The 16,844-nt window shown below is 30.7% G+C and carries 11 protein-coding genes; 5 read left to right on the forward strand and 6 right to left on the reverse strand.

Annotated elements, in window-relative coordinates; translation table 11 throughout:
* Positions 1 to 3: 3 nt before the first annotated feature.
* From C7447_RS11480 to C7447_RS11490, 3 genes are all read right to left on the reverse strand, one after another.
* Positions 4 to 1,068 carry an NAD-dependent epimerase/dehydratase family protein gene (locus C7447_RS11480; RefSeq protein WP_148870641.1) on the reverse strand — a complete coding sequence of 355 codons (1,065 nt, stop codon included), beginning with the start codon at positions 1,066 to 1,068 and terminating at the stop codon, positions 4 to 6.
* A 245-nt stretch (positions 1,069 to 1,313) separates the two neighbouring features.
* Positions 1,314 to 2,531 (reverse strand): sensor histidine kinase, encoded by a 1,218-nt coding sequence (locus C7447_RS11485; RefSeq protein WP_170246005.1) that lies wholly within the window; start codon positions 2,529 to 2,531, stop codon positions 1,314 to 1,316.
* A gap of 96 nt (positions 2,532 to 2,627) precedes the next feature.
* Positions 2,628 to 3,998: a sigma-54-dependent transcriptional regulator gene (locus C7447_RS11490; protein WP_148870643.1), complete on the reverse strand. Its 1,371-nt coding sequence runs from the start codon at positions 3,996 to 3,998 to the stop codon at positions 2,628 to 2,630.
* A gap of 160 nt (positions 3,999 to 4,158) precedes the next feature.
* Here C7447_RS11490 and C7447_RS11495 point away from each other — a divergent pair, with 160 nt between their 5' ends.
* From C7447_RS11495 to C7447_RS11515, 5 genes are read left to right on the forward strand one after another with little or no spacing between them, the layout of a single operon-like run.
* On the forward strand, positions 4,159 to 5,403 hold the full coding sequence (locus C7447_RS11495) for an efflux RND transporter periplasmic adaptor subunit (RefSeq protein WP_148870644.1): 1,245 nt from the start codon (positions 4,159 to 4,161) through the stop codon (positions 5,401 to 5,403).
* Between the two features lie 49 nt (positions 5,404 to 5,452).
* Positions 5,453 to 6,154, forward strand: a complete 702-nt coding sequence (locus C7447_RS11500) for an ABC transporter ATP-binding protein (RefSeq protein ID WP_148870645.1) — start codon at positions 5,453 to 5,455, stop codon at positions 6,152 to 6,154.
* A 31-nt stretch (positions 6,155 to 6,185) separates the two neighbouring features.
* The gene (locus C7447_RS11505; protein ID WP_148870646.1) at positions 6,186 to 8,597 is read left to right on the forward strand and encodes an ABC transporter permease; all 2,412 of its coding nucleotides are present in this window, start codon (positions 6,186 to 6,188) and stop codon (positions 8,595 to 8,597) included.
* Between the two features lie 11 nt (positions 8,598 to 8,608).
* Complete coding sequence (locus C7447_RS11510) at positions 8,609 to 9,352, forward strand: GIN domain-containing protein (protein ID WP_170246007.1); 744 nt, start codon at positions 8,609 to 8,611, stop codon at positions 9,350 to 9,352.
* 4 nt (positions 9,353 to 9,356) lie between these two features.
* Complete coding sequence (locus C7447_RS11515) at positions 9,357 to 11,768, forward strand: ABC transporter permease (RefSeq protein ID WP_148870648.1); 2,412 nt, start codon at positions 9,357 to 9,359, stop codon at positions 11,766 to 11,768.
* An 86-nt stretch (positions 11,769 to 11,854) separates the two neighbouring features.
* Here C7447_RS11515 and C7447_RS11520 read toward each other — a convergent pair whose 3' ends face one another.
* From C7447_RS11520 to C7447_RS11530, 3 genes are all read right to left on the reverse strand, one after another.
* Positions 11,855 to 13,618, reverse strand: coding sequence for an OmpA family protein (locus C7447_RS11520; protein WP_148870649.1), 1,764 nt, complete (start codon positions 13,616 to 13,618; stop codon positions 11,855 to 11,857).
* A 12-nt stretch (positions 13,619 to 13,630) separates the two neighbouring features.
* Positions 13,631 to 14,569, reverse strand: a complete 939-nt coding sequence (locus C7447_RS11525) for a PorP/SprF family type IX secretion system membrane protein (protein WP_148870650.1) — start codon at positions 14,567 to 14,569, stop codon at positions 13,631 to 13,633.
* A 124-nt stretch (positions 14,570 to 14,693) separates the two neighbouring features.
* On the reverse strand, positions 14,694 to 16,844 hold a 2,151-nt coding region (locus C7447_RS11530; RefSeq protein WP_148870651.1), incomplete at its 5' end, for a tandem-95 repeat protein.

Genomic DNA, 16,844 nt, shown 5'->3' on the forward strand with positions numbered 1-16,844 from the left:
AAATCAATTTCCTATTATTTTGCTATCTATTAAATACTGAAAAGCATCGATCATAGTTTCTTCCAAAGGTCGATACTTCATATTTAATTCTCGAATACTTTTTGAGTTGTTTGCTTTCCAATCTACATTCACATTATTTCTAACCCACTTCCTTGATATTTGATTATCTATTAAAGGACCAATAATCATGATCAGCCATTTTGGTAATATTTTGGTAGGTATTTTATAGGAATCTCCAAATTTTTTGTATAAAATTTGAGACATTTCAAGAAAACTGGTATTTGTACCTGCCACAATATATCTACCAGATGCAGATGGTATAAAACCAGCATTGTAATGGGCTTGTGCTACATCACGAATATCTACAACTCCGGTTCCGCTGTTTGGAACGCCATTTTTTAAAGTACCATCGCCAAACATTTTTAATATACTAATACTTGTAGAGGTATTTGCCACGCCATTTAGCGCTGGACCCATAACTAAGCATGGATTTATTACTACCAGATCCCACTTGTTCTGTGATTTAAATATTTCCCAAGCTTCTTTCTCTGCTAACATTTTTGAATAAGCATAAGGTTGATATGAAAGTGATGCTGTTTCCTCCCAATTTTCTTCGGTTAATTCCTGATTTTTAGACTTTAGACGTGCACTGGCATCATGGCCTATTGCAGAGCAACTGCTTGTAAGTACTATGCGTTTTACGCTGTCATGTTTGTTTGCTTCTCCTAAAACATTGATCGTTCCCAGTAATGCTGGATCAATTAATTCTTTTTGTGGGTCTTTTATTTTTGTTTTAAATGGTGAAGCTGTGTGAAATATCAACTCACATCCTTTCATTGCCTCATTATAACTTCCTTTAACTAAAAGATTGGTTTTAAAATATTTTATTTTACCTTTTGTATTAGCAGCAAGCTTGTTAAGAGGTTTCGTTTTTGTATCATTATTTGGATTACGAACTGCTGCATGCACCGTTAAACCTTCATCTAAAAGTTTTTTTACTAACCAACTAGCAATATATCCAGTAGCTCCTGTTACTAAAATAGGTTTTGTTTTATCTATTGTTTTCATTTTTTGTAATTTAATTGCTACAAAAATATCTTAGTTAAAAACCATAAACTTATACCTATTATTATTTTACTTATAAATATCCCTGATCTAGATTATTTGTATAGGTATTAGGTACTTTTTTTGTATGGATCTAATAGGTTACATGTGTTATTCTTTTATGTTTTCATTTTCAACAATGTTCCCTTTTGTATTGAAATTGCTTACATGTTAATCTTTAAACCCCTATATAGATGATAAAATGAGGGCTAGAAAGTAATTAAAAATTGAGTTTTATTGTTTTTAGATACAAAATCAATACGTCCATTATGAGCTTCAATAATACTTTTTGATAATGTTAAACCAATACCCGAACCATTCTTACGAGTAGTGAAATAAGGAATAAAAATATTCTCTTTTATGTCTTCAGGAATTCCAATTCCGTTATCTGTTATAGACAAATGTGTACGTGTTTTTTCTTGAGAAATGTCAATAATTATTTTTGGTTTACAAGTTTTTTCAAGTGCATATAAACAATTAGAAAGTAAATTGATAACTACTTGTTCAATTTGCTGTTTATCGGCTTTTATATAATAGTTTTTATCAACATTGAATTCTACTTGAATATTTTTTGAAGTAAATTCTTGTTGAAATAAGCCTAAGGTATTTGTAACTAATTCTGTTAAATTAAATTTGTTTTTTTGAGGTAACGGAAGTTCTGCCAACTTTCTATAAGTGTCTACAAATGATGTTAGATGGTATGAACGTTTTTTTATGATTTTTAAACCTTGAGAAAGTTCTTCAATTGTATCTTCATCAGTTTCTTCTTGTAGTAAATCGTCTAAGTTTTCTGCTAAACTACTAATTGGTGTAATTGTGTTAATAATCTCGTGAGACATCACATTCATTAATTTATACCAAGCCTCTTTTTCTTTCTTGTCAATCAATTGTTGGATAGTTTCTAAAGACACAATTAAATATTGATATTCATTTGTTTGTGTCATTGAGGTTTTTAAGAAAAAACTCTCTTTTTCATCGTTGATGTTTAGTGAAATTGTATGTTTTATGGATTTCCAATCCAAAATTAAATCAGTTAATAATCCTAATTTCGATTGCAATAAATTCCAATTATAAAATTTGGGTATTTTTAAAAAATCAACAAAAGCTTTATTTAATTGAAAAACTTCGATCTGTTCATTTTGATCTTTCCGAAGAATAAGAATTCCAATACTTAAACTCTCAATTATATTTGTAAAAATAAGTTCTTCAGAAGTTTGTTGTAAACTTTTCTTTCGATGCTTTTCTAACAATAACGCTGTTTTATTATGTAATGAATTTTTCCTTTTCTCGGCAGAAATTGTGTTCGAATAATCGTCGTATAACAAACAATCTATCGATTTTTCGATATCAGCAAATGATTTTTTTAAATATTCCATTAATGAAAAAACTTGAAATATTAATAGAAGAGAGAAACCAATTGTATTCATTATGTAGCTATTTTGGTAGCTGTAGAAGACAATTACGCTATTTATGGAGATTAATAAAATTCTAATTATTAATTTAAAATACTGCGATTTTCCCATTTATAGTTGATGTTTTTCTAATCTTCTATATAGTGCAGCACGTGTTAAACCCAAGTCTTTTGCTGCTCTTGAAATATTACCTTGGTGTTTTTGTAAAGCTTGTTGAATGAGTAATTTTTCAGTTTCTTCCAAATTGAGATTTTTGCCTAAAGTTACGTCTAATTTCTGGCTAGAAAAATGTAATTCATGTGATTGAATCTCAGTATTCTCAGTTATAATCACAGCACGTTCAACAACATGTTCAATTTCTCGAATGTTCCCGGGCCATTTGTAATTTTTAAGTGCTTTTTTGGCTTCAGAAGAAAATCCGGTGATATTTTTTCGGTATTTATTATTGAGTTTGTTCAAAAAATGATTCGCTAATAAATCGACATCTTCAATACGATCACGAAGAGGAGGCAAGTTTAATTCAATTGTATTAATTCGAAATAATAAATCTTGTCGAAAAGTTTGTTCCTCCACCATTTGATGTACAGGAGCATTTGTTGCACAAACAATTCGAGCATCAATTTTACGTTCACTTCCTTCTCCTAAACGTGTTATTTTTCTATTCTGAATAACAGTCAACAGTTTTGATTGCAAATGCAGTGGTAGGTTTCCAATTTCATCTAAAAAAATGGTTCCGCCTTTAGCAAGTTCAAAACGACCAATAGTATCTTTTTGCGCGTCGGTAAACGCACCTTTAATATACCCGAAAAGTTCACTTTCAAATAAATTTTCATTTAATGCTCCTAAATCTACATGAATAAAAGGATGGTTTTTTCTATTTGATTGTAAATGAATTTCTTTTGCAAACACATATTTACCTGTTCCGTTTTCACCTAAAATCAACACATTTGCGTCTGTTGGTGCAACTTTATGAACTAATTTGATAGCAGCTTGCATAGCAGAAGAGTTACCAATAATATGTTCGGTTTGTTGATGAAAATCTTTGTCTTGTTGCTGTTGAACAGTTTCTAATTGTGATGTTTTTCGTTTTGAACGCGCTAATTCTACACCTGCATTTACAACTCCATATAGCTTTTCAGTATTCCAAGGTTTAAGAATAAAATCAGTAGCACCTTGTTTAATGGCATCCACAGCTAAATTAACACTACCAAAAGCGGTCATTAAAATAACAGTAGTTTCCGGACTGATTTCTTTGATGTGTTTTAACCAATACAAACCTTCTTTTCCGTCCTCAAAACCGATACGATAATTCATGTCTAAAAGCGCTACATCTACAGTTTTTTCAGTTAAAATATTACTGATTTTCTTAGGGCTATTCACCGTAATAATATCTGTGAAATACTTTTTTAAACTAATTCGAGCAGAAAACAGAATGTCATCGTCGTCATCGGCAATTAAAATGGTAGCTTCTTTTTTTCTCATACTACATAGTTACAATGTTGTTTGATAATGAACAAAAAAATGTTCGTTTTTGAACACTATAATTTTAAATTTTAAATTTAAATAACTAAAAAACAATGTTTTATAATTTTGTTTTTGGCTGGCATATAAATGGCATTAGCTAAATCAAATAAAAATAATAATGGACAAAATAATTCAACCTAAAAACAAAAAAACTAAAAAGATGTTAGTCTGGGGAATTCCAACTATAGTTTTATTAGGTGTTATCCTGATGAACTTAACACGAAAAAAACAGGTGAATTTAGAACGGAATAATGTTACTATTCGTGAAGTTTCTCGCGGAGACTTTGAAGATGTTGTATTGTTTAATAGTACTGTTGAGCCAAAAACATCTGTATTTGTGAATGTAATTCAAGGAGGTTCGGTTGCTGAAGTTTTTGTAGAAAGCGGACAAACGGTTAAAAAGGGAACTCCGTTGTTGCGTGTGTATAATCCGAATGCAGAATTAAATTATTTAACTCAAGAAACGGCTATTGTTGAACAGATAAATAATTTGAGAAATATTAGAATGAATATCAAAAATCAACAATTAAGTTTAGATCAACAATTGTTGAGTATTAATAATGATTTTAAAAATGCTGAACGACAATATGTGTTAGACACAACTTTGTATAGTAAAGAGGTAATTGCAAAAAATGATTATCAAAAATCTACACAAGCATATCAATTTCAAAAGAAAAGAAATGGTGTAATTAAAAAGAGTGTTTCAGAAGAAAAAAAGAGTAGAGATACACAATTATCACACATAAATATATCTATTAATAACATGCAAAAAAGCTTGGAGTTACTGCGTAGAAATAAAGAGAATTTTACAGTAAAAGCTCCAGTAACAGGTCAATTATCTTCGTTTAATCCGATTTTAGGGGAGAGTTATAATCAAGGTCAATCTGTTGGGAAAATAAATGTTTTAGACGGATATAAATTGGTTGCAAGTGTTGACGAATATTATATTTCTAAATTACGTGAAGATGTTAATGGTAGAGTAGCAGTGAATTCAAAAAACTATGATATTGTTCTTAATAAAATCTTTCCAGAAGTAGTAAATGGACAGTTTAGAGTAGAGTTAAAATTTAAACAAGACACTATTCCAGCAGGAATTAAACGAGGAATGAGTTTAAACACTAAGGTGTTTTTATCAGGAAATAGTAAAGCTTTATTATTATCAAAAGGATTGTTTTATCAAAGCTCAAATGGAAAATGGGTTTTTGTTTTAAATTCTGAGAATAAAGCGGTTAAAAGAAAAGTGAGAATTGGACGTGAAAATCCTTTTTATTACGAGGTTTTAGAAGGTTTGCAAGAAGGGGATAAGGTAATTACATCAAATTATGATGACTTTAAAGAAGTTGAAGAGATTAATATTAAATAATAAAAGCGATTGAAATAATAAAAATAAGAATATTAAAAAATATAATAGAATGATAAAAATAACAGACATCGTAAAAGTATACAGAACGGAAGAAGTAGAAACAACAGCATTAAACAATTTAAGTTTAGAAGTAAAAGAAGGTGAGTTTGTGTCGATAATGGGAGCTTCTGGTTGTGGGAAATCAACCTTATTAAATATCATTGGATTGCTAGATGCACCCAATAACGGTAGTTATTTGTTTGATGGAACTGAAGTTGCAAAAAAAATGGAAAAAGAACGAGCTGGTTTGCGTAAAGCCAACATCGGATTTGTGTTTCAGAACTTTAATTTAATTGATGAACTAACGGTTTTTGAAAATGTAGAATTACCCTTGATCTATAACAAAGTGAAATCATCTGAACGCAAAAAACGCGTTAACGAAATTTTAGAGCGTATTGGTATCGCGCATAGAGCAAAACACTTTCCGTTACAATTATCTGGTGGACAACAACAACGTGTTGCTGTAGCAAGAGCTTTGGTAACCAATCCGAAATTAATTTTAGCAGATGAGCCAACAGGAAACTTAGATAGTAAAAGTGGTAATGATGTGATGGAACTATTATCAGAACTACATGCTACAGGGTCAACCATTGTAATGGTAACTCACTCAGGATATGATGCTCAATTTTCCTCGAGAATTATTACCCTGAAAGATGGAGAAATTGTTGCAGAAAAAGTGAACGATCGTAAAGTAGATTTATTAGTTCAATAATAATATTTAGTAATTCAAAAACGAAAAAGAAATGCTACAAACATGGTTTAAAATATTTTTTAGAAATCTACAAAAAAACTGGTTAAACTCTCTCGTAAATATTAGCGGATTAACCCTTGGTTTGGCTGGACTCATCATAGTTTTATTATACATAAATGAGGAAAAGAGTTACAATAAATGGAACCCAAATAAAGATGATGTTTATCGTATTTACAATCATACAGATCGTAACGGAACATGGTCTGTGGGAACACCAGCACAAGCTGTAGTGTTTAAATCCGATATACCGGAGGTAGAAGATGTTTTAATGGTAGATCATTTTTACAGAGATTTCATTGTTGATCATGATGGGAATAAAATGTATTCAGAGAAAATTGCAGTTTCAGAGCCTAATTTCTTTGCTTTTTTCCCTTTTAAAATAAAGGCTGGTTCTTATAGTAGTTTTGAAAAAACTAGAAATCAAGTAGCATTGTCTAAAGAGTTTTCTAATAAACTATTTGGAAATGAAAGTGGAGTAGGCCAAACAGTAACCATCAATAACAGAGAATGTATTGTTGCTGTTGTTTATACAATTTCTGGTAAATCACATTACCAACCAGAGGTTGTGTTACAATTTGAAAATCCATTACCGAAAAATCATTGGGGAAATTTCATGTATGCTATGTTCTGTAAACTTACACCAGATACAGATATAAAAGAGGTGTCTAAAAAAATGAACAATGTAATTATTGAAAGAAGACACAAGCCTCATGCTAAAGAAGGAGGAATTACGATAGAAGAATACGAAAAAAGACTGGGTTTTATGACGGTTCGTTATGCAAAATTAGCAGATCTACGATTGCAAACGGTTTTGCTAGATGGAGGTCCTGAAGGGAAAGGAAATAAACAGTTATTATATGTTTTATTAGGACTTTCAATTTTATTAATTCTAATCTCTTGTGTTAATTTTATCAATCTTTCAACAGCTTCAGCAACACAGAGAGCAAAAGAGGTTGGAGTAAAAAAAACACTTGGTTTATCTAAAAAACAACTCATTTTACAATACATATCTGAAATTGTTTTACAAGTATTCATTTCGTTTGTTTTTGCACTGATTTTAGTTGAATTAATCTTACCTTATTTCAATCAATTCGTAAAAACAGATATGTCAATTTTAAATACAAAAGTGTTAAGTATTGTTTTTTTAATTGTTGTCTTAGTATCATTATTTATAGGAAGTATTCCTGCGTTATACTTATCAAATTTTAAAGCTATAGAAGTGCTAAAAGGTAGCTTCTCTAAGAGTAAAAAAGGAGTTTTTGCACGTAATGTAATGTTAGGAATACAGTTTTTGATTTCTGGTTTTTTCTTGATTGGTATGTTGATTATTCAGGTACAAATGCAGTTTATAATCAATAAAGATGTAGGTTTTAGTAAAGAACAAATTGTGGCTATTAAAATTAATAGAATAGGAAATGAATATGCAAAATATGAATTATTTAAAAAAGAAATTGTCAAGAACCCTAATGTAATGGAAGCTTCATATAGTTTATTTGTACCAGGAAAGGGATATATAAATGGAACAGATTTTCAGTATAAAGAAGTACCTGGCTTTTCTGCAGCAGTAAATTTATCAGACTATAATTATTTAGATTTTGCTGGCATTAAAGTGTTGAAAGGGAGGTCTTTTTCAGAAAAATTTGCATCCGATACTATTAATAAAATTATTGTTAATGAAACGTTAGCTAAACGAATAGGAGTTTATGATAACCCTATAGGAAAAAAAGCTAAAATTGGTTGGAGTAATGAGCGTGAGTTTGAAATAGTTGGAATGATACAAGATTATCATTTTAGTGGCTTTGATGTGAAAATTGAACCAATGTTTTTGATGCACCCAAAAGCGTTTTCAAGATTTGTAAACAGAATGTTAGCAGTACAAGTTAAAATTAAGATGGAAAATGTGGACAAGACAATGCTTGAGATAGAAGAGTTTTGGAAACAAAATATAGATAATGATTACCCTTTTACGTATGAGTTTTTAGACAAGATATTTGCCGAAACCTATGAGAAGTATAAAAAACAACAAACCATGTTTTTGATATTATCTGTATTGGTAATTACAATTGCTTTATTGGGCTTATTTGCTTTGGCAACCTTAACCATTCAGCAACGATTAAAAGAAGTGGCAATTAGAAAAACATTAGGAGCATCTGTAAAAGAAATTATGTTCCAGTTATTAAAAAGTTTCTTGAAAATTGTACTGATTTCATCAGTAGCTTTAATACCTATAGCTTATTTTTTTATGCAAAATTGGTTAGAAAATTTTGTGTATAGAATCGATATGCCCATACTTCCGTATATCATAACACCATTAATTTTAATTGTGTTGGTATTCGCAGTGGTAGGTTTAAAAGCCTATAATGCAACTAAAGTAGATTTAATTAAGTATTTAAAATTTGAGTAAAAAAGATGGTTATGATAAAAACAGTTATAAATATTATTTGTTTGCTAGTACTACAAGTTGCCTCAGCACAAGTTAAAGAAATTAAAGGCTTAAAAGATTTTAATAAAATTATTGTGAGTCCGCATATAGAAGCCATTTTTAAACAAGGAAATAATAATTCTGTAGTGATAGAAGATATTAGTGTTCCTGTTGAAAAATTTAAAATTGAGGTAGAAGATAAAACGTTACAAGTTTACCTAGAAGGAGCAAAAACAGTTACAAAAAATAAAACAATTAAACATAATGGATACAAACAGAAGAAATCTATTTATAAGAATAGAGTAGCACGCGTTATTATAACCTATAAATCTGTTGATATATTTTCATTAAGAGGAGAAGAAAAACACGTATTCGAAAGCACAATAGCTCAAGAAAATTGTGTGTTTCGTATTTATGGAGCATCAGAAGTTACTATAAAAAATATAGACTTAAAGAGTTTAAAAGTTGCTACATATGGTGAAAGTGTTTTAAATATTGATTTAGGAAAAGTTGAAAAACAAAAAATAACAGCTTACGGAGAAAGTAAAATTTTTATGGATAATGTAAAAAGTAATGAAACAAAACTTACTGCTTATGGAGATGGAACTTTTAGATTTAATATTCATAATAAGTTTAAAGTGAGTTCTTTTGGAGAGGCAGTTATTCTTTATAGAGGAAGCCCAAAATTAAAAAAAGGAATCGTTCTAGGAAAAAGTACAATTAGAAATATAGAATAGAGATATGGTACGAACGTGGTTTAAAATATTTTACAGAAACAGCAAAAAGAATTGGTTAAATGTAGCTATTAATGTAGCTGGCTTAATGTTAGGTTTTGCAGGATTATTATTGATTTTATTGCATTTACAAGATGAAGAATTATATAACAGTCAAAATCCAAACAAAGATAATATTTTCAGAGTTTCTCACTTAATGAGTAATGGAGATATTTGGTCCAGTAGTACAGTAGTCGAAGGACCAACTTATGTGAAAGACTTACCAGAAGTAACTTCATATTACATAAGTGATTCTTGGTATGATGATGAGTTGGTAGATGTAAAAGGAAAAAAAGTATACACAAGAGATATACATTTAGGAGAAAAAAACTTTTTTGAATTTTTTCCATACAAACTAGTTGAAGGGAGTTTTGAAAAGTTTGGAGAAGCACGTAACCATATAGCTATATCAAAAAAACAAGCAGAGATATTTTTTGGAGAGACTTCTGCAATTGGAAAAACATTAGGTTTTTATAAACGTTCTTTTATAGTAACTGCAGTATATGAGTTAGAAGGGAAAAATTATTTTGAGCCTAGTATTGTTTCTCAATTCGAAAAAGAGCTAGAAGGGCATTGGGGCAATTTTAATTATAATCTTTTTATAAAAACAATAAAAGATGTAGATGAAAAATTATTGACAGAAAAAATGAATGCGCTTTGGATTAAATATCAAAATGAACCAATGTCTAAAGAAGAAGGAATGCCTATTGAAGAATGGACAGAAAAATATGGTACTACTGCTTTGTTAGAAAAATTAAGCACTATACGGTTACATTCTAAAGCAGGAAGTGCTGGTCCAGAAGGAGTTGGGAATTATCAACTTATATTAATTTTATTAAGTTTATCAACATTACTTATTATTATTTCTTGTGTAAACTTTATTAACCTTTCAACAGCATCGGCAACACAAAGAGCTAAAGAAGTTGGTATTAAAAAGACTTTAGGCTTATCAAAATTTGTTTTAACACGCCAGTTTGTATTGGAAATTGTATTGCAAGGATTAATAGCTTTTATTTTAAGTTTATTATTAGTAGAACTTATACTACCATATTTTAATGAGTTTATGGGAAAAGATTTAAATATTTTAGAAGGAACAGCAGTTTTAAAAGTCTTTTTGGTGGTTTTAATTATTACTTCTTTAATTGGTAATATACCAGCTTTATATTTAGCAAATTTTAAATCTGTAGAAGTTTTAAAAGGAAACGTTTCAAGAAGTAAAAAAGGTATTTGGGCAAGAAATATAATGCTAGGTTTACAGTTTGCTATTTCTGGTTTTTTCTTAATAGGCTCTTCTATTGTGTTTAAACAAGTGAGTTATATGATGAATAAAGATATGGGTTTTTCTGGAGATCAAATTGTTTTGGTTAGAATTAACGAACCTGTAAATAGATTTAGAAAATATCAAGTGGCTAAAAAAGAGTTAATTAAAAATCCGAATATTACACAAATATCAAGCAATTACTTTATTCCTGGAGGAGGAAACGCTAGCTCAACAATGTGCAACTACAAAGATATTACAGTGCAGACTAATGTTGATGCAATTGATTATGGGTATTTTAATATGTCAAAAATTAAAATGTTAAAAGGTAGAGGGTTTAGCCAAGAGCTTGCTTTAGATTCTATAAAAGGTATTGTAATCAATGAAACACTTGCCAAAGCATATAACATTTATGATGATCCTATTGGAAAAGAAATTAAAATGGGATGGAGGAGTAATACAAATGACGGAAAAATGAATGTAATTGGTATGGTCGAAGATTATCACGTTTATGGACTTGATAATAAAATACCACCAATTCTAACTATGCATTGGAATGCGTTTGATGGAATGAAATACAACTTTAGGTTTGTACAATTTAAAATTAAACCAGATAATATTGATGAGACAATAGTAGCAATTGAAAATTATTGGTCTAAAAATATAGAACAAGGCTATCCTTTCGAGTATAAATTTTTAGATGAATATTTTGCAAGAACTTATGAGAAATTTCAAAAGCAAAAAACATTATTCTCTGTATTAACAACCATTGTAATAATTGTGTCATTATTAGGGTTGTTTGCTTTAGCAACATTAACAATTCAACAAAGATTAAAAGAAGTTGCTATACGTAAAACTTTAGGAGCAAGTGTAAAAGAGATTATGTTTCAACTAATTAAAAGTTTTGTTAAAATTACGTTGATAGCTTCGGTTATATTAATTCCAATCGCATATTATTTTATGCAAAATTGGTTAGATAATTTTGTTTATCGTATTGATATGCCCATACTTTCTTACATCGTAACACCAATTGTGCTTATTATTTTAGTCTTTGCTGTAGTAGGATTAAAAGCATACAATGCTACAAAAGTAGATTTGATTAAATATTTGAAATTTGAATAATTAGGGTTGTAATCTTGTAAAAAACAAAGAAGCTTCACTAGAAATAGAGAAGCTTCTTTGTTTGTGATATTTTATAGGGACTTCTTTTAATTATAAATAATAACAAACTCAGCTCTTCTATTTTGTTTATGTTTTTTTTCCAAACACTTTATGCCATTACTACAATTGTTTTTTAATTTTGTTTCTCCATAACCAGTACTGCTTAACCTTGACCTTTCAATTTTTCTTTTTACAAGGTAATTAATTGTAGCTATGGCCCTTTTGTTAGAAAGCTTCATATTGTAAATGTTATTAGCTCTACTATCTGTATGTGATTTTATTTCAACTTTTATGTTAGGGTATTCTTTCATTGCCAAAATAATTTTATTTAATTCACTTTTGGCATCTTCGCGAATATTATACCTATCAAAATCAAAATAAATTGGATTAAACCTTAAATTAGGGGCAGGAGTAACAAGGTTTTTCTCAGGTGTAACGTCTTTGCGTATAGTTTGTTTTTCAATCTCAATATTCTGTTCTTGACTGTTCGTTATTACGATTTCTTCATCTATTTTATTTTTATTTTCAACCAATGGAAGCGCTTCACAGAATCTGTAAATATCATCTTTTCCTTTTCCATCAGGTCTGTTAGAAGCAAAGTACCCTTTTTTTGTTTCATCATCTATAATAAAACTAAAATCATCAAAAGAACTATTAATAGGTTCTCCCAGATTGTATATGGTTTTGTCTGTAATATTATCTGATAATGTTATAACATAAATATCCAAACCTCCTAAACCAGGTCTACCATTAGAAGAAAAATATAATTTTCCATTTTTACTTATAAAAGGAAAGGTTTCTCTACCTTCTGTGTTTATTTCTTCACCAAGATTTTTTGGAGAGCTGAAAGTTCCATCAGGATTAATATCAACTTCATAAATATCTGATAATCCGTAGCCTCCAGGCATATCTGAAGAAAAGTATAGTTTGTTTTCTTCAAGATTAAGAGAAGGATGTGCAACAGAATATTCATCATTGTTAAAAGGTAATTCATCACCTGAACTCCACTCTCCATTACTATTTTTAGAAGCTTTATATATTTTCAGTTTAATGGTTCCTTTAGAATCTTTTTTTAATTTATTATTACTAAAATTATTTCTTGTGAAATAAACTGTATTTCCATCAGAAGTAAATACAGAAGTTGATTCGTGGAATTCAGTATTTATGCTGCTTGAAAATTTAATTACTTGATTTAGTTTTTCATCACTTGATATATCACTGGAAAAAAGATCTAGAAAAACTCTATCATCATCTTTATTTTTTGAGACTAAAATAGTATCTCTTTCAGAAGAAAAAATTAATTTATTGTTGTAAAAAGATGGAGCAAAATCTGAGTATTTTGAATTAATATTTAAATTTTCTATTTCATACCTGTCAGATTGAATTTTGATTTTTTCTAAATAATCTGGAGTTTTTTCAAACAATATTCCTCTTTTATCAGATGAGTTTGTCAGTGTATAAAAAGAAGACATTATTTTATCGGCTTTTTCGTAATTCCCAATAGATTTTAAGGAGTGTGAATATCTAAAATAATATTCAGGTTCAATTTCACCTTCTTTATTAAATAGTTTATCATACCATTTTTTTGCATTAGCAAGATCGGCATTAAAGTAATAAGAGTTACCTACTTTTTTAAGAAGGTCAGTACTTTCAACTTCCTTATCGGCAATTTCTTCATAAATGTTAATTGCTTTTGAATAAGCGAATGCATTGTAGCTTTTTTCAGCTTTTTTTATTTTTGCTTTTTGTGCTAAAAGTGTTGAGGTAGCGAAAAGTATAATGTATAGCGATAATGTTTTTATTAATTTCATAATCAAAAGTTTTTAAAAGAAACGAGGTGAAATAATTTTATCGAGCTTACGAGCGAATTCAAATCTTAAAAAAGCTTCAAAAGAGCCATCGTTAAAGCTTGTATTACCTAAATCAGTAATTTCTTTATCGTAACCAAATCCTAACATTAGAGAATCATTTAATTGAAAACCTGCCATGGCGCTCCATGCAGCATCCCATCTATAGGCTGCTCCTAAAGTAAGTTTTTGCTTGTACCAAAAGTTTGCAGATAAATCAACCTGTAGAGGAGATCCAGAAACAACCTTAGTTAATACTGCAGGTTTAAAGACCCAATTTTCATTCAAATTAAATACATAACCAGTTATCAAATAATAATTCATTCTTTCTTTAGCAACAAAAGAGGTCTCTGTATTAGCATCAGAAGTTTCATCAAAGTGTTTAGTTTCTAAAAAATTAGGAACAGAAAGACCTGCATAAAAATGATCATTGTGATAGTATATTCCTGCACCTATTGTTGGTGAAAACTTATGATCAATATTATCGGCAGTAACTAGTTGAGGTACATATTGATTTAACTTCATAAAATCTATATTTAGTAAGTGTCCTCCTGCTTTTAGTCCAAACGAGAGTTTATCTCCTTTGTCAGAAGTAGGAATAGTATACGACATAACAGCATCAAAATAAGTTTCTTGTGTTGGACCAATTTTATCATGAACAACAGAAAAACCGATTCCAATACGCTCATTTCTTAAAGGAGTATTTAAAGATAAAGTTTGTGTTACAGGAGCTCCTTCTAGTCCAGCCCATTGTGATCGATGTAATGCAGTAATACTTAAAGTCCCCCTAGTACCAGCATAAGCAGGGTTAACAGAGACAGTATTATACATGTATTGAGTATATTGTGAATCTTGTTGAGTAAACCCTATTTGAGCATACAAAATTATTAGTATGATTATATATATTTTTTTCATAATTTAAGATTTTTTAAATGGCTTTCTAATCAAAACTAGTCATAGAAAGCCATTATTTATTTCTATTTAAGATGAAATGAATTTATATATAGATGTATGGTTTTAATGTTACGTTAAACCCTTTTTATCTATTGATATATATATATCCAGCTTTTTGTTTATCAACATCATTTTTATAATCTATTACATAGAAATAAGTACCTGCTGGAAGCTTTGCGTTGGTATTTATTGTTACACGTCCGTTAGAGACTCCTTCAAAATAATTTGATGAAGGGTTATAGCCTTTTGCAGACCAAACTAATACACCCCATCTGTTAAAAATTTTCACAGTATTATTTGGGAAAGCTTCAATATTTCGTATTACTAGGATGTCATTAACCCCATCTCCATCTGGAGTTAAAAGCTGATAAACTTCTAATTCGTCATCTTCGTTAGTAATACTATTATTAGCCTCTAAATAATCTGGAGTTCCATTTCCGTCACTATCAAATGCATCACTTGGATCGTTATCATTATTTGAATCCGGATTTTCATCAATAGTTAACATGCCATCATTATCATCGTCATTATCTAAATAATCAGCTATGCCATCATTATCAGAATCTTGTAAATCCTCTATAGGATAATCATCTCCAATTTCATGAATAGTATCTATAGAATCATTATCATCGTCTACATCTTGAAAATCATAGATACCATCTCCATCACTATCCACAGGAAAATTAAGGGCGTTACCAGCTTCGAACTCATCCAATAAACCATCTCCATCACTGTCTAGATCTAATATGTCTGGAGTTCCATCATTATCAGTATCCACTAAATTATTTGGATCGTTTCCAGCTTCAATACTATTAGATATTCCATCCCCATCACAATCTCCATCAGGAATTGCTGCAGGATTTGGATCACAAGGATCAATAGGGTCTGAACCGTTGTTTGTTTCTATTCCATCTGTTATTCCATCATTGTCAGAATCTGGATTTGAGGGATCAGTTCCCATAATTGCTTCTTCAGCATTTGTTAATCCATCATTATCACAATCTTGATTTTCATCATTTAAACAAGCTATTACAGTAATTGAAACAGTTGCAGTGCTACATATAGGTGTAGGTAAATCATCATCACATAACGTGTAAGTGAACGTATCAATTCCTACGAAACCATCTGCTGGCGTATATGTAAATGTTCCATCATTGTTATATATCACACTTCCATTGTTTGTTGAAATACTATCAAATGTACTTACAGTAGCATTGTCCACTATACTATCATTATCTAGTACATTACCAGTTGTTAATGTTACGCTTTCAGTTGCTTGGTAACTATCATCAGTTGCCAAAGGATTTTCCGTATCATTTACGATTACCGTCGCAATTGCAATATCACATAATATCGGACTACCATTATCGCACACTGAGTATTCAAAAGCATCTGTTCCGTTAAAGTCCGCATTTGGGGTATAGGTAATCTGACCAGTTACAGGATCAATAGCGATGGTTCCGTTTGCTGGTGCTGTTACTGGTGTTACCGAAGTAGGATCGATGGTTCCGTCTAGATCCGTATCGTTTCCGATTACATTGATGGCTACCGCAGTATCTTCACCCGTGGTTGCCGTATCTGCATTGGCTACCGGTGCATCGTTCACATCATTTATTGTAACGTTTACTGTGGCTGTAGCACAGGCTCCGTCATCATCACACACTGAGTATTCAAAAGCATCGGTTCCAAAGAACTCTGCATTTGGGGTATAGGTGATCTGACCAGTTACAGGATCAATAGCGATGGTTCCGTTTGCTGGCGCTGTTACTTGTGTTACCGAAGTAGGGTCGATGGTTCCGTCTAGATCCGTATCGTTTCCGATTACATTGATGGCTACTGCGGTGTCTTCCTCTGTGGTTGCCGTATCTGTATTGGCTACCGGTGCATCGTTCACATCATTTATTGTAACGCTTACTGTGGCTGTAGCACAGGCTCCGTCATCATCACATACAGAGTATTCAAAAGCATCTGTTCCAAAGAACTCTGCATTTGGGGTATAGGTGATCTGACCAGTTACAGGATCAATAGCGATGGTTCCGTTTGTTGGAGCCGTGATCTCTGTTACACTTGTTGGATCTATCGTTCCGTCTACATCCGTATCGTTTCCGATTACATTGATGGCTACTGCGGTGTCTTCCTCCGTGGTTGCCGTATCTGTATTGGCTACCGGTGCATCGTTCACATCATTTATTGTAACGCTTACTGTGGCTGTAGCACAGGCTCCGTCATCATCACA

Source organism: Tenacibaculum adriaticum, assembly GCF_008124875.1.
Lineage (GTDB): Bacteria > Bacteroidota > Bacteroidia > Flavobacteriales > Flavobacteriaceae > Polaribacter > Polaribacter adriaticus.

Excerpts from the sequence above, each read along its gene's own strand:
- C7447_RS11490 (WP_148870643.1), bottom strand. The coding sequence starts at position 3,998 with ATGAGAAAAAAAGAAGCTACCATTTTAATTGCCGATGACGACGATGAC.
- C7447_RS11505 (WP_148870646.1), top strand. The coding sequence starts at position 6,186 with ATGCTACAAACATGGTTTAAAATATTTTTTAGAAATCTACAAAAAAAC.
- C7447_RS11515 (WP_148870648.1), top strand. The coding sequence starts at position 9,357 with ATGGTACGAACGTGGTTTAAAATATTTTACAGAAACAGCAAAAAGAAT.
- C7447_RS11485 (WP_170246005.1), bottom strand. The coding sequence starts at position 2,531 with ATGAATACAATTGGTTTCTCTCTTCTATTAATATTTCAAGTTTTTTCA.
- C7447_RS11500 (WP_148870645.1), top strand. The coding sequence starts at position 5,453 with ATGATAAAAATAACAGACATCGTAAAAGTATACAGAACGGAAGAAGTA.
- C7447_RS11510 (WP_170246007.1), top strand. The coding sequence starts at position 8,609 with ATGATAAAAACAGTTATAAATATTATTTGTTTGCTAGTACTACAAGTT.
- C7447_RS11525 (WP_148870650.1), bottom strand. The coding sequence starts at position 14,569 with ATGAAAAAAATATATATAATCATACTAATAATTTTGTATGCTCAAATA.
- C7447_RS11495 (WP_148870644.1), top strand. The coding sequence starts at position 4,159 with ATGGACAAAATAATTCAACCTAAAAACAAAAAAACTAAAAAGATGTTA.
- C7447_RS11480 (WP_148870641.1), bottom strand. The coding sequence starts at position 1,068 with ATGAAAACAATAGATAAAACAAAACCTATTTTAGTAACAGGAGCTACT.
- C7447_RS11520 (WP_148870649.1), bottom strand. The coding sequence starts at position 13,618 with ATGAAATTAATAAAAACATTATCGCTATACATTATACTTTTCGCTACC.